We start from the raw sequence: 19042 nt of genomic DNA, 5'->3' as shown, positions 1-19042 counted from the left end.
AGCTTGCCCGGGCCTTCAGCAGCCCGGCAAGGATGCCGCCATGCACAGCCCACACGATCACAGCCTCGACCTCAATCGCCTACTCGAAGCGCTGCTGGCCGAGCAGCGCCTGGACCCTGCCGATACGCTGCGCGTGCTCGAGCACACCAGTCACCCGCCGAGCCACCCCCTCGAGATTCTCGCCAGCCTGTCCCTGAAAGACCGCCTGCGGCCCGGTCATACACTGGATCTGGATACCCTCTGCCAATGGCTGGCAGACAAGACCGGCCTGCCCTATGTACGCCTTGACCCCCTGACCATCGACCTGGCCGGGGTGGCGGACCTGATCTCCCCGGCCTTCGCTCGCCGTCATGGCATCCTCGCCGTGGACAGGGACGACACCGCGGTCACCGTGGCCAGTACCCAGCCCTATCAGCGCGAATGGGAGGCCGACCTGGGGCGCAGCCTTGGCCAGCCGATCCGTCGCGTGCTGGCCAATCCGGCGCAACTGCGCCAACTCACGGACACCTACCAGCACCTGGCGCACTCGGTACAAGGTGCCCAGCAGCAGCGCGCCAGCCTGGGCGCACTGGAACACCTGCTGGAACAGAGTGGCAGAACGACGGCCAACAACGCCGACGACGCGCACATCGTGCACATCGCCGACTGGCTCCTGCAGTACGCCGTCGAGCAGCGCGCCAGCGATATCCACCTGGAGCCACGTGGCGATCAGGGCCAACTGCGCTATCGCATCGACGGCTTGCTGCACACGGTGTACGTGTTTCCGGCCAGTGTGACCTTGGCACTGGTCAGCCGCCTGAAGCATCTGGGGCGAATGGACGTGGCCGAGAAACGCCGCCCTCAGGATGGTCGTTTGAAAAGCCGTCTGCCCGACGCCAGCGAAATCGAATTGCGCCTGTCCACCCTGCCGACTCCCTTCGGCGAAAAGCTGGTGCTACGCATTTTCGATCCGGAACAGTTGCATGAAGACTTCGAGCGCCTGGGGCTGGAAGGCAGCTTGCTCGGGCAGTGGCAAACGCTGCTGGCCCGGCGCCAGGGCATTGTCCTGCTGACCGGCCCCACCGGCTCCGGCAAGACCAGCACGCTCTATGCCAGCCTCAAGTACCTCGCTACACCCGAGATCAACCTGTGCACCATCGAAGATCCCATCGAACGGCTGGAGCCCGGCCTGAACCAATTGCAGGTCCAGCCGGCGCTCGACTTGAGCTTCGCCAATGGAGTGCGAGCGTTGCTGCGCCAGGACCCTGACATCATCATGATCGGCGAAATCCGTGACCGGGAAACGGCGCAGGTCGCGGTGCAAGCCGCCTTGACCGGTCATCTGGTACTTTCCACCCTGCACACCAACGACGCCTGCAGCGCTATCACCCGCTTGCAGGAACTGGGCGTTGCCGACTACCTGATCAAAGCCACGCTGATCGCGGTCATGGCTCAGCGTCTGGTCCGGACCTTTTGCGTGGCTTGCCACGGCAGGTCAGGGGAGAACGATGCGTCGTGTAGGACCTGTCGCGGAACTGGCTACAAGGGGCGTACCGGACTGTTCGAACTGCTGGTGCTCTGCGAAGCTCTGCGAGCGCGAATCGGCGCCCGGATGGACCTGGCGAGCCTGCGACAGCAAGCTTTTGCCAGAGGTATGCGGGACTTGCGCCGATGCGGCGAAGACAAGGTTGCACAGGGGCTGACCAGCCTGCAGGAGGTTCTGCGGGTATGCCCCTGAGCACCGCCCCTATCTTGCGCGCAAAGGAACTTGCCTCAGGCAAAGCGATCGAATCTGGCACCTGTGCGCCCTAACCTTCCGAGGTATTCAACATGCGTCTCAAATCCGCCATTGCGGCCGCTGTCATGCTGTCTCTGCCCGTGGGCTCCGCCCTGGCATCCTGGCGCGACATCATCTCTTCCGGCGCAACCACCGCCTCCACGTACCTGACCTTCAAGGACCACAAGCTGGTCGCGGCGGCACAGGACGACGCCGGCAGCTTCGTCGCCAGTGATGGCGCGATCCGCGGTCCTTACCTGGAAGCCGCGATGCGTCAGGTACGGGCTGAGAACCCCGGTGTACAAGCCACCGACATGGACTTGGCCAACGCCATCCTGGCCAGCAACCTCGACGCGAAGTAGTCACCTCGCGTGCAGTGCGGGGCAGCCTGATGGCCGCCCCTGTCACTCATTCCCCGATGGCCGCCTGGTAACCGGCAGCATCCAGCAGCTTGTCCAGTTCGGCCGCATTGTTCGGCTTGAGCTTGAAGATCCAGGCCTCGTAAGGTGTTTCGTTGAGCTGCTCCGGGCTGTCGGCCAGTGCTTCGTTGACGGCAATCACTTCGCCACTCACTGGGGCATAGATGTCCGACGCGGCCTTGACCGATTCGACCACACCTGCGGCATCACCCGCCGCGAACACCTTGCCGACTTCGGCCAGTTCGACGAAGACCACATCGCCCAGAGCTTCCTGGGCATGGTCGCTGATGCCCACGGTGACGCTACCGTCAGCCTCCAGGCGAGCCCACTCGTGACTTTCAGCGAAACGCAGGTCGGCGGGGATATTGCTCATGTGTCGTTTTCCTCGATTGGCTCAGCGGCGTACCGCCGGTAATGGTTCAGATCAGAATCTTGCCGTGGCGCACGAAGGTGGGTTTGACCACGCGCACCGGATACCACTTGCCGCGAATTTCCACCTCGGCACGCTCACCCGTGGCCATGGGTACCCGCGCCAAGGCGATGGACTTGATCAGCGTAGGAGAGAAACTACCACTGGTAATCTCTCCTTCGCCAATCCCGGCGACGCGAACGGTCTGATGAGCGCGCAGGACACCGCGTTCTTCCAATACCAGGCCGACCAATTTCTCTTCAACCCCGCGCTCGATTTCCGCGAGCAGACCGCCGCGCCCGATGAAATCGCGCTCCGCCGGCTCCCAGGCGATGCTCCAGCCCAGGTTGGACGTGAGCGGCGTATGGCGTTCGTCGATATCCTGGCCGTACAGGTTCATACCGGCTTCCAGACGCAAGGTATCGCGCGCGCCGAGGCCGCTGGGCGCGATGCCGGCGCCGACCAGGTCGTAGAAAAAGGTGGCCGCCTGATCGGCCGGCAGGATGATTTCCAGACCGTCCTCGCCGGTATAGCCGGTGCGGGCGATGAACCAGTCCCCGTCGGTCACCCCCTCGAACGGCTGGAGCGTGCGGATCAGCGCCGCCCGCGCGGCACTCAGCAGCGCTGCGACCTTCTCGCGCGCCTGCGGGCCCTGGATGGCCAGAATGGCCAGATCCGTGCGCGGGACCAGGTTTACGGCATGGCCTGCGCAGCAGGCATTCAACCAGGCCAGCACCTTGTCGCGGGAGGCGGCATTGGCCACCAGTCGGTAGCCCGCCTCGGTTCGGTAGGCGATGAGGTCATCGATGACCCCGCCCTGCTCGTTGAGCAACGGGCTGTAGAGCGCCTTGCCGGTGCGGTCGAGGCGGATCACATCGTTGGCCAGCAGACGGCGCAGCCAGGGCATGGCATCTGCACCGTCAAGGTCGATCACACTCATGTGGGAAACATCGAAAACGCCGCAATCGCGGCGCACCTGATGATGTTCTTCGACCTGCGAGCCGTAATGCAGGGGCATGTCCCAACCACCGAAGTCGACCGTCTTGGCGCCAAGCGCCAGGTGCAGGTCGTACAGGGGCGTGCGCTGTCCCATGGGTTTCTCCTTCCGGGCGTGGCGAGGCAGAGGCGGTCGGCGCTGTTCGATCAGCGCGGGCTATTGCAGGACCGGCCTCGGCGAATGCCGCGCATTGTAGCGGCAAGGGCCAGGGCTGACACCCTCAGCACGCTTGCCCAGGGCCGCGCGCCGAGCGGCGGATCAGCAGGATGACCGGCAGCAGCCCGACCAGCACCAGGGTCAGGGCCGGCAGCGAAGCGCGCGCCCACTCCCCTTCGCTGGTCATCTCGAAGACGCGCACGGCCAGGGTGTCCCAGCCGAACGGACGCATGAGCAAGGTCGCCGGCATTTCCTTCAGCACATCGACGAAGACCAGCAACGCAGCGCTCAACACACCCGGCACCAGCAACGGCAGATACACCCTGAAAAACAATCGCGGCCCGGCCACGCCCAGGCTGCGCGAAGCCTCCGGAAGCGAGGGCCTGACCCGCGCCAGGCTGCTCTCCAGCGGCCCATAGGCCACGGCGATGAACCGCACCAGATACGCCAGCAATAGGGCGGATACGCTCCCCAATAGCAATGGCTTGCCCGCGCCACCGAGCCAACTGGACAGCGGGATCACCACGTGGTTATCCAAGTAGCTGAAGGCCAACATGATCGATACCGCCAGCACAGATCCCGGCAAGGCATAGCCCAGATTGGCCAGCCCGACGCCGGCGCGGATCGAGGCACTGGGCGCCTGGCGTCGGGCGAAGGCCAGCACCAGCGCCACGCACACGGTGACCAGCGCCGCCATGCCACCGAGAGAGAGGGTATGCAGGATCAACCCGGCATAGCGCTCGTCCAGGTCATGGCGGCCACGCTGCCAGAACCACGCCAGCAGTTGCAGCAGCGGAATCACGAACGCGCAGGCGAAGACCAGCAGGCACCAGCCACTGGCGGCCAGGGCCTTGAGTCCACGCAGGTGATACAGGGCCTGGCCACGCGCACGCTCGTTGGCGCTGCGCGTCGCGCCACGGACGCGGCGCTCACCGTACAGCACCAGCATGACCGCCAACAGCAGCAGGCTGGCCAACTGCGCGGCGCTGGACAGGCTGAAGAAGCCGTACCAGGTCTTGTAGATGGCCGTGGTGAAGGTATCGAAGTTGAACACCGCCACCGCGCCGAAATCGGCCAGGGTTTCCATCAGCGCCAGGGCAACCCCGGCGCCGATGGCTGGCCGCGCCATGGGCAACGCCACCCGCCAGAAGGCCTGCAGCGGTGAGAGGCCCAGTATCCGCGCCGCCTCCATCAGCCCCCGGCCCTGGGCCAGAAACGCACTGCGAGCCAGCAGGTAGACGTAGGGATAGAACACCAGCACCAGCACCACGATCACACCGCCGGTTGAGCGCACACGGGGCAGGCGCAGAGGACCGAACAGTTCACGCAACGCACTTTGCACGGGACCGGCGAAATCCAGCAGGCCGACGAAGACGAACGCCAGCACGTAGGCCGGAATGGCGAAGGGCAGCATCAGCGCCCAGTCCAGCCAGCGCCTGCCGGGGAATTCGCAGAGGCTAGTCAGCCACGCCAGGCTGACGCCGAGCAGGGTGACGCCCAAGCCAACGCCCACCACCAGCGTCAAGGTATTGCCCAGCAGACGACTCATCTGGGTGTCGAGCAGGTGCGACCAGATCTGAACATCGATCGACTGCCAGGACAGCACCAGCACGCTCAGGGGCAGCAGCACCAGGGCGGCGATGAGCGAGACCGGGACATACCAGCGGCGTTGGGGTGTGTGGGGCAAAGTGGCTGAGTCCGGTGGCTGGGTTGGTTGCGTTGCGGCGATCGCGGGGTGAACCCGCGATCAGGTTCATGACTCAGTTCCAGCCAGCCCGGTCCATCAAGCGAATGGCTTGGGCCTGACGCTTGCCAGCCACCTCCACCGGCAGGCTGTCAGCCTTGAAGCTGCCCCAGGCCGCGACCTCGTCCGACGGCTTGACCTTGGGATTGGCCGGAAACTCCTGGTTGATGTCGGCGAACAGCTTCTGCGCCTGCTCACCGGTCATCCACTCCACCAGCTTCTTCGCCGCCTCGGGGTGAGGCGCGTGCTGGGTCAGGCCGATGCCCGACAGGTTGACGTGCACGCCACGGTCGCCCTGGTTAGGCCAGAAGATCTTCACCGGCAGGTTCGGATCGATCTTGTGCAGGCGGCCGTAATAGTACGTATTGACCACGCCGACATCGCACTGACCGGCCGCCACGGCCTGAATCACGGCGTTGTCGTCGGAGAACACATCGGTGGACAAGTTGTTGACCCAGCCTTTGACCAGCTTCTCGGTCTCGGCCTCGCCATGCGCCTCGATCAGCGTGGCGGTGAGCGACTGGTTGTAGACCTTCTTCGCCGTGCGCAGGCACAGACGGCCTTCCCACTGCTTGTCGGCCAGGGCTTCGTAGGTGCTCAGTTCAGCGGGCTTGACCCGGTCACTGGCATAGACGATGGTCCGTGCCCGCAGGCTCAGGCCCGTCCAGTCATGGGAAGCGGCGCGGTACTGGGGCGGAATGTTGCGGTCGATGATGTCCGACTTGATCGGCTGCAGGATGCCCATCTGCTCGGCCTGCCACAAGTTGCCGGCATCGACGGTGAGCAGCAGGTCGGCCACGCCGTTCTGGCCCTCGGCCTTGATGCGCTGCATCAACGGCGCTTCCTTGTCGGTGATGAACTTGATCTTCACCCCTGTTTCGGCGGTGTAGGCGTCGAACACTGGCTTGATCAACTCGTCGATGCGCGAGGAATACACCACCACTTCGTCGTCCGCCGCCTGGGCAGTGCCAGCGAACAGGGTCAGCGCCAGGGCGGCGAACAGAGGCTTGCGGGGCGACATGGCGAGGGCTCCAGGGGTAAGTGAGGCGCAAAGGGTAGTGAATCTCATTTGCCTGCTCACCCACTGAGCCGTTACCAGATGTTGCAAGGGAACGGCTGACCCTCAGGCTTTTGCCAGCGCCGGCAGATCGCCGCTCAAGCCCAGCGCCTGACGCACGAACAGCGCCTTGGCCTCGGGCAAGTCCTGCACCACTTTCAGCCCCGTGTTGCGCAGCCAGCGCAGCGGCAGCGGATTGGCCTGGAACAGGCGCTCGAAGCCCTCCATGGCCGCCATCAACGCCAGGTTGTGCGGCATGCGTCGGCGCTCGTAGCGACTCAGCACCTTGACGTCCGCCAGGCGCTCGCCACGCTCGCTGGCGCGCATCAGCTCCTCGGCCAGCACGGCAGCGTCGAGGAACCCCAGGTTGACCCCCTGCCCCGCCAGTGGGTGAATGGTATGGGCGGCATCGCCAATCAGCACCAGGCCTTCGTCCACATAGCGCTTGGCATGGCGCTGACGCAGCGGCACGCACAGACGCGGATCGGCATGCTCGACCTCGCCCAGGCGCCCCTCGAAGGCGCGCTCCAGCGCCCGGCAGAATGCCGCGTCGTCCAACGCCATGGCCTGCTCGGCCTGCTCCGGCGTGGTGGACCAGACGATCGAGCACCAGTGTTGCCCGCCATCGCGCGCCAGCGGCAGGAACGCCAGCGGCCCCTCGTCGGTGAAGCGCTGCCAGGCCGTGGCCTGGTGCGGCGCACTGCACCGCACGCTGGTGACGATGGCGTGATGCAGGTAATCCCATTCGCGGGTGGCGCAACCGGCCAGGCGACGCACGGCCGAGTGGGCGCCGTCGGCCGCCACCACCAACGGTGCGCGCACGCGTCGACCGTCGGCCAGCGTGACCAGCCACTCGTCACCGGAGCGACGCAGCTGTTCCAGACGGGCATTGGGCACGAGGCCGACATCGCTGTCGTGCAGGCGCTCGAGCAGGCCGTCCTGGACTACGCGGTTCTCGACGATGTGGCCCAGCACCTGGGCATGCACGCTGGCCGCCGAGAAGTGGATCTGCCCGGTGCCGCTGCCGTCCCACACCTGCATGTCCGAATATGGACACACGCGTCGCCCGGCGATGCCTTCCCAGGCGCCGAGGCGCTCAAGGATGCGCTGGCTAGCGGCCGACAGGGCACTGACCCGCGGCTCGAAGGGCGCCGCCGCCTCGAACGGCTTGACCGACAGAGGCCCGCCATCGACCAGCAGCACCTGCAGCCCGCTGTGGCGCAAGGCGAGCGCCAGGGCGCTGCCGACCATACCGGCTCCGACAATCAACAGATCCGCGCGCATGTCCATGCCTTACGCCTGCCTCGCTTGCGGCTTGAGCCGCACATATAGGGTTTTGTCGACGCGGGCCACCAGCTCGCCAGCGCCGTCACGGATGTCCACCTGCAGACGCGGCAGGCATTTCTTGCCACTGGCCGTCTGCTGACGGATGTCGTCCAGCAGGGCATCGTCGATGTGCAGTTCGGCGAACACCGGACCTTTGCCCGGTGCGATGAAGTCGATGCTGGCGGCCTTGTCCCAGACGATGTACTCGCTGCCCAGCTGCTCGATCAGCAACAGCATGTAGAAGGGGTCGACCATCGAATACAGGCTGCCGCCGAACTGGGTGCCGACGTAGTTGCGGTTCCAGCGCGTCAGGCTCATGCGCACCTTGACGCTGCGCATGTCCGGGCTGATGCGTTGCACGCGGATGCCGGCGCCCAGGTAGGGCGGGTAGAGATTCAGCAGCCAGCGCAGCAGGCGGGCGCGACGGGCGAGCTTGCGCGCATCGCTCATGCCTGGCCTCGCAGATCGGCGCGAGTGCCCAGGCCCATGGCCTGGCGGGCGAACCAACTTTTCGCCGGGGGCAGCAGGTCCAGGCCCAGCAGGCCGAGGTTGCGACCGCCGGCCAACAGTGGCTGAGCCGTGCCGAACAGGCGTGTGACCTGGTCGGAAAAGCCAATGGTCAAGGCTTGATCGAGGCGCTGACGTTCACGGTAGGCCTGCAACGTGGCGAGGTCGCCCGGCTGTTGCGGACCGGCGAGCAAGGCCTCGGCCAGGGCTTGCACATCGCGCAGCGACAGGTTGAAGCCTTGGCCGGCAATCGGGTGCAGGCTGTGCGCGGCATTGCCCAGCACCACCAGGTGCGGACGCACCTGCTCTTGGGCCTCGACCAGCGCCAGCGGATACAGATGCCGTGCGCCGACCTGGCGCAAGGCCCCCAGGCGATAACCGAAGGCCTCTTGCAACTCGCCGAGGAATGCGCGCTCGTCGAGGTCGGCCAGGCGCCGCGCGTCCATGCCCTGTCGGGTCCAGACCAGCGCGCAGCGATTCTCCGGCAGCGGCAGCAAGGCCATGGGGCCTTGTTCGGTGAAGCGTTCGAAGGCCTGGCCATGATGGGCCTGGCCAGGGGTGATGTTGGCGATCAGCGCACTCTGCTCATAGGGGATGCGCCGCACATGGATACCCAACTGCTCGCGCAGGCCGGAGCGGCCGCCGTCGGCCAGAATCGCCAGGTCGCACTCCACGCGGGTGTCGTCGTCCAGTTGCAGGCGGTAGCCGCCGGCGATCGGCTGCAAGGCCTTGACCTCGGCCGGGCAGCGCCAGCTCACCACTTCGCTGTCCAGGCCCTGCCACAGGCATTGGCCGAGCCAGGCGTTCTCCACCACGTAGCCCAACGCCGGCACGCCCTCCTCCTGGGCATCCAGGCGCGTTGCGCCGAAGCGGCCGCGATCGGACACCTGGATCTGGCGGATCGGCTCGGCACGACGCTCGATACCGTGCCACAGGCCCAGTTGGTCGTAGATCTGCCGCGTGCCGAAGGACAGCGCTGAAGAGCGCGCATCGTAGCTGGGCTGGAAGCTGTCACCGGGGGCGAACGGCTCGATCAGCAGAATGCGCCATCCACGCGCCTTGGCCCCGGCCTGCAAGGCCAGCGCCAGGCTGGCACCGACCAGACCACCGCCGATGATCGCCAGATTGACCCGATTCATGCCACGTCCTTGCGCGCGTCGGCCATCAAGGCCTCGATCTCGGCGACCGTCTTCGGCACGCCTGAGGTGAGGATTTCACAGCCTTTTCTGGTGACCACCACGTCGTCCTCGATTCGAACCCCGATACCACGCCATTTCTTCGCCACGCGCGTGTTGTCCGGGGCGATGTAGATGCCCGGCTCGACGGTCAGCGCCATGCCCGGTTCGAGCACGCGCCACTGACCACCGACCTTGTATTCGCCCACGTCGTGCACGTCCATGCCCAGCCAGTGTCCGGCGCGATGCATGTAGAAGGCGCGGTAGGCCTCGCTGTCGATCAGCGCCTGGACCTCGCCCTGCAGCAGCCCCAGCCTGACCAGCCCTTCGGTGATGACCCGCACCGTCGCCTCGTGGGCGTGATTCCAGTGCTTGCCGGGCGCGATCTCGGCGAAGGCGGCGTGTTGGGACTCCAGCACCAGCTCGTAGATCGCCTTCTGCTCAGGCGAGAAGCGCCCGCTGACCGGGAAGGTGCGGGTGATGTCGCTGGCATAGCAGTCGATTTCGCAGCCCGCGTCGATCAGCACCAGGTCGCCGTCCTTGAGCGGTGCATCGTTCTGCTGGTAATGCAGGATGCAAGCGTTGCGCCCAGCGGCGACGATCGAGCCGTAGGCCGGCATCTTCGCGCCCCCCTGACGGAACACGTAGTCCAGTTCGGCCTCCAGGCTGAATTCATGCAGTCCGGCGCGGCAAGCCTGCATGGCCCGCACATGGGCACGCGCGGAAATCGCCGCGGCCTCGCGCATCACCTTCACTTCCGCCGCCGATTTATACAGGCGCATGTCGTGCAGCAGATGATCCAGGGCAACGAATTCATTCGGTGGCTGGGCGCCGAGACGGGCCTTGGAGCGAATCACGTTGATCCAGTCCATCAGCCGTCGGTCGAATTCGGGGTTGCTGCCCATGGCGCTGTAGACCCGCTCGCGCCCCTCGATCAGCCCCGGCAGGATCTCGTCGATGTCGGTGATGGGGAAGGCATCGTCGGCGCCGTAGTCGCGAATCGCCCCTTCCTGACCTGCGCGCAGGCCGTCCCAGAGCTCGCGCTCTGGGTTGCGCTCGCGGCAGAACAGCACGTACTCGCCGTGCTCGCGCCCGGGAATCAGGGCGATCACCGCCTCGGGCTCGGGGAAGCCGCTCAGGTACTGGAAATCGCTGTCCTGGCGATAGACGTGCTCGACGTCGCGGTTACGAATCGCCACCGCTGCCGCCGGCAGGATGGCGATGCTGTTGGGGACCATCTGCGCCATCAGCGCCTTGCGCCGACGGGCGTACTCCGCCTTGGGTATGTGGCTCATGGGCAAACGACCCCCGGAACGATCAATGCAGCGATGGCTTGGGCGCTGGCGCGACGGGTGCGGCCAGCTCCGTGTACAGCAGCAACGGGGCGACGCGCAGGTACTCCATGACTTCCATGTAGTCGTTCTCGCCGTCCTCGGATTCTTCCAGTGCTTCCTGGACCTGGGAAATGGCCACCAGGTCCTGCAGCACGTCCTTGGCATCGGTGGACAGGTCCTTGCCGCCGGCGTTCAGGCCGAAGCCGGCAATGAAGCCCTGGCACCACTGGCCCAGGGCAGTGGCCCGTTCGGTCAGCGAGGTTTCATCGCCCGGCAGCAGCAGGACGATGGCGACGTCTTCGCCGGTGAGTTCGGCCTTGACCATCTCCTGCAGGCCGATCAGGGCCGCACGGACGTTGTCTTGCGGTTCGCTCTCCAGCGCAGCCGCGGCGTCGGCCAGCCAGGCCTCGGCATCGAAGCCGGCACCGGCGCAACTGCGGCCGATCAGCAGACCATGCAACTCGGCCGGAGAGACAGGATGACCGTTGCTCGACAGCAACGAGGCGAAGGCGGTGTAAGGCGATTGGGTATTGGGCATGGGCGGCTAGGCGCCAGACGGCGCATATGACTAGAATGAAGGCCTTGTATCCTAGCACCGGCAGGCGCGCCAAGACCATCTGCGCCGCCCGCCCCGGCTCGGGCAGACGCAAGATCGCCAGGCGATCGACGAAGGAGCGGATCGAGTGCAACCCACGCAAGACAATGACCTGCAGGCGCTGATGAGCCGTTTCGAGCTGCTGATTGCACGCGTCGAGCAACTAAAACGGCAAAATGCACTCCTAGTAGCGCAGGAACGGTCCTGGCGCGAAGAGCGCGCCCACCTCATCGAAAAGAACGAGATCGCCCGGCACAAGATCGAGTCGATGATCTTGCGTCTGAAGGCCCTGGAGCAAGACTCATGAGTTCAAGCAATAGCGTCACCGTGCACATCCTGGACAAGGAGTACTCGATCATCTGCCCGCCGGAAGAGCGCAGCAATCTGGTCGGCGCGGCGCGCTACCTGGACGGCAAGATGCGCGAGATCCGCAGCAGCGGCAAGGTGATCGGCGCCGATCGCATCGCGGTCATGGCCGCCCTGAACATCACCCACGAATTGCTGCACCGCCAGGAGCGTCCCGAGGGCGCCAGCGCGGGCACCACCCGCGAGCAGGTGCGTGACCTGCTCGAGCGGGTCGATCAGGCGCTGTCCGACGACCCGGTTAGCAAAAAGGATTGAGATAGGTATACTGGCGCCACTCCCTGGTGGATGCGCCAGTCGGTTATGTCCCTGAGCCGATACGCACAACCACGGGGCTTGCACGTGGGGCCGGTGTGCATGTCCGCTCGACGGAAAGCCTTAAAGCCTCCTGCAATCTCCACCTTGAACTTTCGGGTTCAAGGGCTACACCGATAGCGGTCTTATCGGGGAGCCTGAATATTCGATGCCCGCCCCTTCGGCGGGCATTTTCGCTTAGGCCGCCTGCCACGGCTCGCTTCCGGGATCGCCTGTGCCATGACCGACACCGCGCCGCTCACCCGCCCACAACTGCGTCGCGTGTTGCGCAACGCCCGCCGTGCACTCACCCCAGCTCAGCAGCGCCAGGCCGCCCTGGGCCTGTACCGCCAGTTGGCGCAGCATCCGCTGTTTCGACGTGCCCGGCACATCGCCCTGTATTTGCCCAACGACGGTGAGATCGACCCGCGCCTGTTGCTGCGTGAAGCGCAGCGCCGTGGCAAGCGCACTTACTTGCCGGTCCTGCACGCCTGGCCGCGCACGCGCATGGTGTTCCAGCGCTTCGAACGCGGCGAGCCACTGCGGCGCAACCGTTTCCGTATTGCCGAGCCGGTGATCGAGCGCAAGCGTCAGCGGCCGGTGTGGGCACTGGACCTGATTCTGCTGCCACTGGTGGGCTTCGACGAGGCAGGCGGACGCCTGGGGATGGGCGGAGGCTTCTATGATCGCAGCCTGGCCTATCAAGGCCGGCGCCAATCCTGGAAGAAACCGCTGCTGCTGGGTCTGGCCCATGAATGCCAGAAGGTGGAGCGCCTGGCTCAGGCCAGTTGGGATGTACCGTTGCGCGGAACCGTCTCGGACCGCAACTGGTACCTGGCGCCGGCTTGAAGGCCGCGCGCCGCAGCGATCAGCGTGACTGTTGAGGGGTGGACACGGCCGACGTCTGATATGACGCGTCGAGCTTGCGCTCCCACAAACCCTGCGCATAACCGGTGGTGACCACGCCCAGACCGAAGATGAAGGCCAGGATCCACAGTAGGTCCGGTTTGCGTTTGTTCATGATTGCCCCCTCGGCAAACTGTTCAGGCTCGACGACTTTCTCGGCATCGCCGGAGCCCCTAGCGTTAAAATCGGCGCATTTTCCGCCAACGTGACGCAACACGCAAACGTTGACGCCAACCGGCTGTCGGTTAGATGCAACATCTTATTTCCAAACTTGTCAGGAGCAGCGCCCATGGCCTATTGGCTGATGAAATCCGAACCCGACGAGCTGTCCAGTGCCGATTTGTCGCGCCTGGGCCAGGCGCGCTGGGACGGCGTGCGCAACTATCAGGCGCGCAATTTCCTGCGCGCCATGAGCGTCGGCGACGAGTTCTTCTTCTACCACTCCAGTTGCCCGCAGCCCGGCATCGCCGGCATCGCCCGGATCAGCGCGGGCGCCTACCCGGACCCCACCGCGCTGGACCCACAGAGCCCCTACTTCGACGCCAAGGCCAGCGCCGACAAGAACCCCTGGAGCGCAGTCGACGTGGAGCCGGTACGCACTTTCGATCAGGTACTGGAATTGGGGCAGCTCAAGCAGCAGACGGCACTCGCCGAACTGCCGTTGGTTCAGAAGGGTAGCCGGCTGTCAGTGATGCCGGTGACGACGGAGCAATGGCAGGCGATTTGCGCGCTGGTGCGGTAATCACACGGCAGCTAGCCGGCGTCACTGCACGATCAGGTTATTGAAGAGCAAGTCTTCGACAATCGGCTTGCCTTCCTCGGCCTGCATCACCTGCTGCACCTGCTTGAGCGCCTCCTGACGCAACGCCTCCTTGGCCTCGACGCTGCTCATGTTGTCCACACCCTGCTGGGTGAACAACGCCACCAACTGGTTGCGGATCAGCGGCTCATGGTGCTTGACCGCCGCCACAGCGGCATCACCGGTGACGCGCAGGGCCACGTCGGCCTTGAATACCCGCAGCTTGGGCCCGCCATCGAGCGCATAGTTGCCGACGAAGGGCGGGCTCAGGCTGATGTAGGCCACCTTCGGTTCCCCTTCCTTGGCTTCTTCGGCCAGGGCCGCGACCGGCAGCAGCAGCGCCAGCACCATCAAGATCCACGCTTTCACGACTTCGCTCCTCGACACAATGGGCGCCAGCTTACCCAGCACCGCGTACAAACCCAAGCCCAGGCTTATGCCGTAATGCTGTCCACTTAAAGAATGCTGGGGCCGCTTCGCGGCCCTTTCGCGGCACAAGGCCGCTCCCACAAAGTCCGCGCAAACCCTGAAACAGGGGGCTGTACGGACCCTGTGGGAGCGGTCTTGCGCCGCGATGGGCTGCGCAGCAGCTCCAATTCCAGCAATACAGATCTTAAGTGAACCGCATTAGGGCTTATGCCGGCCTATCAGAACAGGCCATGCTCGTTGACCCACCCCTTTGCCCTCCTACACTTATCGGCCAACACCCGCAAAGGAATAGCCCGATGAAAGCTGTGTTGTGCAAAACCCTGGGGCCGGCAGGCGACCTGGTGCTCGAAGAGGTCGCCAGCCCGGTGCCCAAGCCCAACGAGCTGCTGCTCGACGTGCACGCCGCCGGGGTCAACTTTCCCGACACGCTGATCATCCAGGGCAAGTATCAGTTTCAGCCACCACTGCCCTTCTCGCCCGGCGGCGAAGCGGCCGGTGTGGTGGCGGCGGTCGGCGAGAAGGCGGGCACGTTCAAGGTCGGCCAACGGGTCATGGCGTTGACCGGCTGGGGCGCCTTCGCCGAACAGGTCGCGGTGCCGCACTACAACGCCTTGCCGATTCCCGACGACATGGACTTCACTACCGCCGCCGCCTTCAGCATGACCTACGGCACCTCCATGCACGCCCTCAGCCAGCGCGGCCAGCTCAAGGCCGGCGAAACCCTGTTGGTGCTCGGCGCCTCGGGTGGTGTGGGCCTGGCGGCCGTGGAGATCGGCAAGGCCCTGGGCGCGCGAGTGATCGCCGCCGCCAGCAGTGCCGAGAAGCTGGCCGTCGCCCAGGCTGCCGGCGCCGACGAACTGATCGACTACAGCCAGGCCAGTCTGAAAGACGAAGTCAAACGCCTGACTGGCGGCCAGGGCGCAGACGTGATCTACGACCCGGTCGGCGGCGAGCTGTTCGACCAGGCGGTACGCAGCCTGGCCTGGAACGGCCGACTGTTGGTCGTGGGTTTCGCCAGCGGCAGCATCCCGCAACTGGCCGCCAACCTGGTACTGCTCAAGGGCGCGGCCGTGCTCGGCGTGTTCTGGGGCGCCTTCGCTCAGCGCCAGCCCCAGGACAACGCCGACAACTTCAGGCGACTGTTCGCCTGGTACAGCGAAGGCAAGCTCAAGCCGCGCGTGTCACAGACCTATCCGCTGGCGCAGGCCGGGCATGCCATCGATTGCCTGGCCCAGCGCCAAGCGGTCGGCAAGTTGGTGGTGACCGCCCGGTGACGGGCTGGGCCGCGCAGCAGGTTCGATCAAAAAAGGAATGACCCTCGCACTTTTTTTCGCTTGTAGAGAAAGTGCATTCCTCGCTTTCATGTCAGGGTCTCTACCACCTTCAGGAACCCCGCGATGCCCGCCCACCATTTCGTCAGCCCCGACAGCATTCGCACGCAGTTCTCCGCAGCCATGTCGCGCCTGTACAAAGAAGAGGTGCCGCTGTACGGCACGCTGCTGGAGCTGGTGAGCGAGGTCAACCAGCAGATCCTGGCCGAACAGCCCGACGTGGCCCAGGCCCTGCGCTGGACCGGCGAAATCGAGCGTCTGGACCAGGAGCGCCATGGCGCGATCCGCGTCGGCACGGCCGAGGAACTGGCGACCATCGCCCGACTGTTCGCGGTCATGGGCATGCTGCCGGTCGGCTATTACGACCTGAGCCCGGCGGGCGTGCCGGTGCACTCCACCGCCTTCCGCGCGGTGCACGAGCAATCGCTGCACATCAGCCCGTTCCGGGTCTTCACCTCGCTGCTGCGCCTGGAGCTGATCGACGATCTCAGCCTGCGCGAGCTGGCCCGCGATATCCTGGCCAAACGCAGCATCTTCACCCCGCGCGTACTCGAACTGATCGCCCAGCACGAGCGCGACGGCGGCCTGAGCGCCGCCGATGCCGAGACCTTCGTCGAGCAAGCCCTGCACACGTTCCGCTGGCATCCGCAGGCGACGGTCAGCGCCGAGCAGTACCAGCAGTTGCACCAGCAGCACCGCCTGATCGCCGATGTGGTGGCCTTCAAAGGCCCGCACATCAACCACCTGACGCCGCGCACCCTGGACATCGACGCCATCCAGGCGGGCATGCCGGCCAAAGGCATCGCGCCCAAGGCCGTGGTCGAAGGCCCACCCACTCGACGCCATCCGATCCTGCTGCGCCAGACCAGCTTCAAAGCGCTGCAGGAAACGGTCGCCTTCAGCGATGCCCAAGGCAGTCACACCGCACGTTTCGGCGAGATCGAACAGCGCGGCGCGGCGCTCACGGCCAAGGGCCGCAGGCTCTACGACCGCCTGCTCGACGCCACCCGCGCGGCCCTGGGCGGCGTGCCCGCCGAGGCCAATGCCGAGCGCTATCGAACGCTGCTGGCCAGCCACTTCGCCGAGTTCCCCGATGACCTGGCGCAGATGCGCGAACAGGGCCTGGCCTATTTCCGCTACTTCGCCACCGAAAAAGGCCTGGCCGAACGTACCCGCCAGGATCGCCCTGACACGCTACAAGGTCTGATCGATGCCGGGCACGTGCATTTCGAAGCGCTGGTCTACGAAGACTTCCTGCCGGTCAGCGCCGCCGGGATCTTCCAGTCGAACCTGGGCGACGACGCACAGGCCCACTACGGCAGCAACGCCAACCGCGAGGCCTTCGAGGCCGCGCTGGGCCTTGCGGTGCTGGACGAGTTGGCCCTGTATGCGCAGGCCGAACAGCGTTCGCTGCAGGCCTGCGCCCAGGCCCTGGGCGTGACCCTGGCCTAGCCGCCCTTACCCGGCGACGCGAAAGCGGTCCACTTCCTGGCGCAACTGCTCGGCCAGCCCTTCCAGCTCCCGGGCCGTCGCCGCCAGCTCGTTGGCCACGTCATGCTGCTCACTGTTGGCCTGGGCGATGCTCTGCAGGTTGCGGCTGAGCAGGTTGGCGGTGCTGCTCTGCTCCTGGGTTGCCGTGCTGATCACGGTGAACTGCTCGCCCGCCGCACGGCTCTGCTCGTCGATGCGGGCCAGCGCCTGGGCTACCTTGTCGTTGCGCTCCAGGCCATCCTGCATCAACCGATTGCCCTGCTCCAGGGTGCTGATCGCCTGACCCGTCTGCTGCTGGATGCTGGCGATCATGGTGGAAATTTCCTCGGTGGCCTGGCGGGTCCGCGCCGCCAAGCCACGCACCTCATCGGCCACCACGGCGAAGCCGCGGCCTTGCTCGCCAGCGCGCGCCGCTTCGATGGCGGCGTTGAGCGCCAGCAAGTTGGTCTGCTCGGCGATCGCGGTGATCACCCCGACGATGCCGCCGATTTCCTGCGAACGCGCACCCAGGCTGTCCATCACCGTCGCCGTGCCGCCCAGCGCTTCGGCGATCTGCCGCAGCGAGGCGGACGCCTGGTCCATGGCCGAACGCCCGATACGGGTCTGCTGGGCGTTGTCCTGGGCCATGCGCTCGGTGCCCGCCATGTTCTCGGCAATGTTCATCGACGTGGCGCTGAATTCCTCCACGGCACCCGCCATGCTGGTGATCTCGCCGGACTGCTGTTCCATACCCTCGCACGCCCCGGACGATAATCCGGCCAACGACTGCGAGCGGGCGCTGACCTGTTCGGAGGCGCTGCGAATGTGCGTGACCATGGTCGCCAGGGCGTCGGCCATCTGGTTGAAGCTGCGCGCCAACTGACCGATCTCGTCATCGCTGGTCAGGGTCAGCCGCGCACTGAGGTCGCCTGCGCCCAACGCCTGGGCCTGGCGCACCAGGTCGTCCAGCGGACGCAGCTTGCGCCGCAGCAACCACAAGGTGGCGAGCACCGCCAGCAGCATGGCCAGCAGACTGCCAATCGCCAGGCGCAGGCCGACGCTCCAGGTCACTTCGCGGATTTCCGCCTCGGGCATGCTCGCCACCACGGTCCACGGGCCTTCGGCGAACGGCTGCACCACGCTGAAGAAACGCTGGTCACCGCTGTTCCAGAACTGCGCGTGCGCCCCCAGGCCCTTGATGGCCGTCGCCGCAGCCTGGGTATCGGCCACCCCCGCCGGCGGCACCAGCCACTGACCTTGGTTGTCGAGCAGCGCCAGCGAGCCGGTCTGGCCGATGCGGAAGCGCTTGAGGTTGGTGAACTGGGCGTTTTGCGCATCGGTGTAGTCGAAGCCGACGAACAGCACGGCGATCACCCGACCGCTGGTGTCGCTGACCGGCACGTAGCGGGTCATGTAGTTGCGCTCGAACAGCACGGCGCGGCCCACGTACATCTGCCCGGCCAGCAGCCGCGCATAGGCCGGGTGCGCGCGGTCGAGCTGGGTGCCGATGGCGCGGCTGCCGTCCTGCTTCTTGAGGTTGGTGGCGATGCGCACGAAGTCGTCGCCACTGCGCACGAACAGCGTGGCGATACCGGCAGTCATCTGCTGGAATTCATCGACGATGCTCAGGTCGTTGTTGAGCAGGTGGTCGCCCAGGTACAGCGCTGGGGTGGCGACACCGGCGACCTGCACGCTCTGGTCGTCCTGAATCCTCAGGCCAGAGGCGAAGCGGCGTTCGAACAGCCCGCTCAGGCGCTGGGTGTTGTCCTTGAGCGAGCCGTGGAAGGTATCGAGCTGATCGGCGAGCAGCCGCGCTTCGCTACCCAAGTGCTGCTGGCGGGTGGCGAGGTTGGCGTCGTCGAGCGAGCGCAGGGCGAACAGGGTACTGCCGGTGATCACCAACGCCAGCACGATGGCGAGGGCGATACCGAGTTGCGAGGCGATCCGGGCACGGGGTCGAGGCATGGCGAAGCTC

The 19042-nt window shown here is 65.8% G+C and carries 19 protein-coding genes, 1 other RNA gene and 2 pseudogenes; 9 read left to right on the top strand and 13 right to left on the bottom strand.

Translation table 11 applies throughout. The features are described 5' to 3' along the window. Positions 1 to 40 precede the first annotated feature (40 nt). Together NJ69_RS19920 and NJ69_RS19915 are read left to right on the top strand one after the other, a co-directional pair. A complete protein-coding gene (locus NJ69_RS19920) occupies positions 41 to 1717 on the top strand; it encodes a GspE/PulE family protein (RefSeq protein ID WP_039582525.1) in 1677 nt (558 codons plus the stop codon). 92 nt (positions 1718 to 1809) lie between these two features. Continuing rightward, positions 1810 to 2118, top strand: a complete 309-nt coding sequence (locus tag NJ69_RS19915) for a DUF2388 domain-containing protein (protein ID WP_039582522.1) — start codon at positions 1810 to 1812, stop codon at positions 2116 to 2118. 46 nt (positions 2119 to 2164) lie between these two features. On the opposite strand, the gene gcvH is transcribed toward NJ69_RS19915, so the two are convergent. The 9 genes from gcvH to NJ69_RS19870 form a co-directional block, all read right to left on the bottom strand. Continuing rightward, positions 2165 to 2548: a glycine cleavage system protein GcvH gene (gene gcvH, locus NJ69_RS19910; protein WP_039582519.1), complete on the bottom strand. Its 384-nt coding sequence runs from the start codon at positions 2546 to 2548 to the stop codon at positions 2165 to 2167. A 46-nt stretch (positions 2549 to 2594) separates the two neighbouring features. Beyond that, complete coding sequence (gcvT, locus tag NJ69_RS19905) at positions 2595 to 3677, bottom strand: glycine cleavage system aminomethyltransferase GcvT (protein ID WP_039582517.1); 1083 nt, start codon at positions 3675 to 3677, stop codon at positions 2595 to 2597. Between the two features lie 124 nt (positions 3678 to 3801). Continuing rightward, positions 3802 to 5424, bottom strand: a complete 1623-nt coding sequence (locus NJ69_RS19900) for an ABC transporter permease (protein WP_039582515.1) — start codon at positions 5422 to 5424, stop codon at positions 3802 to 3804. A gap of 73 nt (positions 5425 to 5497) precedes the next feature. Continuing rightward, positions 5498 to 6502: an extracellular solute-binding protein gene (locus tag NJ69_RS19895; RefSeq protein WP_039582514.1), complete on the bottom strand. Its 1005-nt coding sequence runs from the start codon at positions 6500 to 6502 to the stop codon at positions 5498 to 5500. Positions 6503 to 6604: 102 nt separating this feature from the next. After that, positions 6605 to 7822: a 2-octaprenyl-3-methyl-6-methoxy-1,4-benzoquinol hydroxylase gene (locus NJ69_RS19890; RefSeq protein ID WP_167335986.1), complete on the bottom strand. Its 1218-nt coding sequence runs from the start codon at positions 7820 to 7822 to the stop codon at positions 6605 to 6607. A gap of 9 nt (positions 7823 to 7831) precedes the next feature. Further along, positions 7832 to 8314 (bottom strand): DUF4442 domain-containing protein, encoded by a 483-nt coding sequence (locus NJ69_RS19885; protein ID WP_039582510.1) that lies wholly within the window; start codon positions 8312 to 8314, stop codon positions 7832 to 7834. Beyond that, the gene (ubiH, locus tag NJ69_RS19880; RefSeq protein WP_039582509.1) at positions 8311 to 9510 is read right to left on the bottom strand and encodes a 2-octaprenyl-6-methoxyphenyl hydroxylase; all 1200 of its coding nucleotides are present in this window, start codon (positions 9508 to 9510) and stop codon (positions 8311 to 8313) included. The genes NJ69_RS19885 and ubiH overlap by 4 nt, the downstream gene beginning before the upstream one ends. Next, positions 9507 to 10841, bottom strand: a complete 1335-nt coding sequence (gene pepP, locus NJ69_RS19875) for a Xaa-Pro aminopeptidase (protein ID WP_039582507.1) — start codon at positions 10839 to 10841, stop codon at positions 9507 to 9509. The genes ubiH and pepP overlap by 4 nt, the downstream gene beginning before the upstream one ends. 22 nt (positions 10842 to 10863) lie before the next feature. Continuing rightward, positions 10864 to 11418, bottom strand: a complete 555-nt coding sequence (locus tag NJ69_RS19870; protein WP_039582505.1) for a YecA family protein — start codon at positions 11416 to 11418, stop codon at positions 10864 to 10866. Positions 11419 to 11599: 181 nt separating this feature from the next. Between NJ69_RS19870 and NJ69_RS19865 the strand changes: the two genes are divergently transcribed. The 4 genes from NJ69_RS19865 to NJ69_RS19855 all read left to right on the top strand — a co-directional run bounded on the left by NJ69_RS19865 (position 11600) and on the right by NJ69_RS19855 (position 12981). Next, entirely contained in the window at positions 11600 to 11782 is a 183-nt protein-coding gene (locus tag NJ69_RS19865) for a TIGR02449 family protein (RefSeq protein ID WP_037028563.1), read from the top strand. After that, positions 11779 to 12096 carry a cell division protein ZapA gene (locus NJ69_RS19860; protein WP_029614654.1) on the top strand — a complete coding sequence of 106 codons (318 nt, stop codon included), beginning with the start codon at positions 11779 to 11781 and terminating at the stop codon, positions 12094 to 12096. Before NJ69_RS19865 ends, NJ69_RS19860 begins: the two co-directional genes overlap by 4 nt. A gap of 17 nt (positions 12097 to 12113) precedes the next feature. After that, a non-coding RNA gene (gene ssrS, locus NJ69_RS22530) (6S RNA) lies at positions 12114 to 12292 on the top strand. Between the two features lie 80 nt (positions 12293 to 12372). Further along, positions 12373 to 12981 carry a 5-formyltetrahydrofolate cyclo-ligase gene (locus tag NJ69_RS19855; RefSeq protein WP_029614653.1) on the top strand — a complete coding sequence of 203 codons (609 nt, stop codon included), beginning with the start codon at positions 12373 to 12375 and terminating at the stop codon, positions 12979 to 12981. A 19-nt stretch (positions 12982 to 13000) separates the two neighbouring features. On the opposite strand, the gene NJ69_RS22795 is transcribed toward NJ69_RS19855, so the two are convergent. Then, the gene (locus NJ69_RS22795) at positions 13001 to 13153 is read right to left on the bottom strand and encodes a hypothetical protein (RefSeq protein WP_162889483.1); all 153 of its coding nucleotides are present in this window, start codon (positions 13151 to 13153) and stop codon (positions 13001 to 13003) included. A gap of 174 nt (positions 13154 to 13327) precedes the next feature. Between NJ69_RS22795 and NJ69_RS19850 the strand changes: the two genes are divergently transcribed. Next, complete coding sequence (locus NJ69_RS19850) at positions 13328 to 13780, top strand: EVE domain-containing protein (RefSeq protein ID WP_029614652.1); 453 nt, start codon at positions 13328 to 13330, stop codon at positions 13778 to 13780. A 21-nt stretch (positions 13781 to 13801) separates the two neighbouring features. On the opposite strand, the gene NJ69_RS19845 is transcribed toward NJ69_RS19850, so the two are convergent. Continuing rightward, positions 13802 to 14206 (bottom strand): flagellar basal body-associated protein FliL, encoded by a 405-nt coding sequence (locus NJ69_RS19845; RefSeq protein WP_029614651.1) that lies wholly within the window; start codon positions 14204 to 14206, stop codon positions 13802 to 13804. A 356-nt stretch (positions 14207 to 14562) separates the two neighbouring features. Between NJ69_RS19845 and NJ69_RS19840 the strand changes: the two genes are divergently transcribed. Then, complete coding sequence (locus NJ69_RS19840) at positions 14563 to 15540, top strand: NADPH:quinone oxidoreductase family protein (protein WP_039582502.1); 978 nt, start codon at positions 14563 to 14565, stop codon at positions 15538 to 15540. A 123-nt stretch (positions 15541 to 15663) separates the two neighbouring features. After that, positions 15664 to 17049, top strand: coding sequence for a 2-oxoadipate dioxygenase/decarboxylase HglS (gene hglS / locus NJ69_RS19835; protein ID WP_039582501.1), 1386 nt, complete (start codon positions 15664 to 15666; stop codon positions 17047 to 17049). Positions 17050 to 17055: 6 nt separating this feature from the next. On the opposite strand, the pseudogene NJ69_RS23280 reads toward hglS, so the two are convergent. Continuing rightward, a pseudogene (locus tag NJ69_RS23280) lies at positions 17056 to 17631 on the bottom strand (methyl-accepting chemotaxis protein); the annotation flags it as partial. Between the two features lie 291 nt (positions 17632 to 17922). Beyond that, positions 17923 to 19032 (bottom strand): annotated as a pseudogene (locus tag NJ69_RS23275) (Cache 3/Cache 2 fusion domain-containing protein); the annotation flags it as partial. Positions 19033 to 19042: the final 10 nt, after the last annotated feature.

It is taken from the genome of Pseudomonas parafulva (assembly GCF_000800255.1).
GTDB classification, from domain to species: domain Bacteria; phylum Pseudomonadota; class Gammaproteobacteria; order Pseudomonadales; family Pseudomonadaceae; genus Aquipseudomonas; species Aquipseudomonas boreofloridensis.
This window is presented reverse-complemented; position numbering and strand designations above follow the sequence as displayed.

What these genes read in the sequence shown, in the direction of transcription:
- NJ69_RS19920 (WP_039582525.1), top strand. Translation starts at nt 41, where the DNA reads ATGCACAGCCCACACGATCACAGCCTCGACCTCAATCGCCTACTCGAA.
- NJ69_RS19915 (WP_039582522.1), top strand. Translation starts at nt 1,810, where the DNA reads ATGCGTCTCAAATCCGCCATTGCGGCCGCTGTCATGCTGTCTCTGCCC.
- gcvH (WP_039582519.1), bottom strand. Translation starts at nt 2,548, where the DNA reads ATGAGCAATATCCCCGCCGACCTGCGTTTCGCTGAAAGTCACGAGTGG.
- gcvT (WP_039582517.1), bottom strand. Translation starts at nt 3,677, where the DNA reads ATGGGACAGCGCACGCCCCTGTACGACCTGCACCTGGCGCTTGGCGCC.
- NJ69_RS19895 (WP_039582514.1), bottom strand. Translation starts at nt 6,502, where the DNA reads ATGTCGCCCCGCAAGCCTCTGTTCGCCGCCCTGGCGCTGACCCTGTTC.
- NJ69_RS19890 (WP_167335986.1), bottom strand. Translation starts at nt 7,822, where the DNA reads ATGCGCGCGGATCTGTTGATTGTCGGAGCCGGTATGGTCGGCAGCGCC.
- NJ69_RS19885 (WP_039582510.1), bottom strand. Translation starts at nt 8,314, where the DNA reads ATGAGCGATGCGCGCAAGCTCGCCCGTCGCGCCCGCCTGCTGCGCTGG.
- ubiH (WP_039582509.1), bottom strand. Translation starts at nt 9,510, where the DNA reads ATGAATCGGGTCAATCTGGCGATCATCGGCGGTGGTCTGGTCGGTGCC.
- pepP (WP_039582507.1), bottom strand. Translation starts at nt 10,841, where the DNA reads ATGAGCCACATACCCAAGGCGGAGTACGCCCGTCGGCGCAAGGCGCTG.
- NJ69_RS19870 (WP_039582505.1), bottom strand. Translation starts at nt 11,418, where the DNA reads ATGCCCAATACCCAATCGCCTTACACCGCCTTCGCCTCGTTGCTGTCG.
- NJ69_RS19865 (WP_037028563.1), top strand. Translation starts at nt 11,600, where the DNA reads ATGAGCCGTTTCGAGCTGCTGATTGCACGCGTCGAGCAACTAAAACGG.
- NJ69_RS19860 (WP_029614654.1), top strand. Translation starts at nt 11,779, where the DNA reads ATGAGTTCAAGCAATAGCGTCACCGTGCACATCCTGGACAAGGAGTAC.
- NJ69_RS19855 (WP_029614653.1), top strand. Translation starts at nt 12,373, where the DNA reads ATGACCGACACCGCGCCGCTCACCCGCCCACAACTGCGTCGCGTGTTG.
- NJ69_RS22795 (WP_162889483.1), bottom strand. Translation starts at nt 13,153, where the DNA reads ATGAACAAACGCAAACCGGACCTACTGTGGATCCTGGCCTTCATCTTC.
- NJ69_RS19850 (WP_029614652.1), top strand. Translation starts at nt 13,328, where the DNA reads ATGGCCTATTGGCTGATGAAATCCGAACCCGACGAGCTGTCCAGTGCC.
- NJ69_RS19840 (WP_039582502.1), top strand. Translation starts at nt 14,563, where the DNA reads ATGAAAGCTGTGTTGTGCAAAACCCTGGGGCCGGCAGGCGACCTGGTG.
- hglS (WP_039582501.1), top strand. Translation starts at nt 15,664, where the DNA reads ATGCCCGCCCACCATTTCGTCAGCCCCGACAGCATTCGCACGCAGTTC.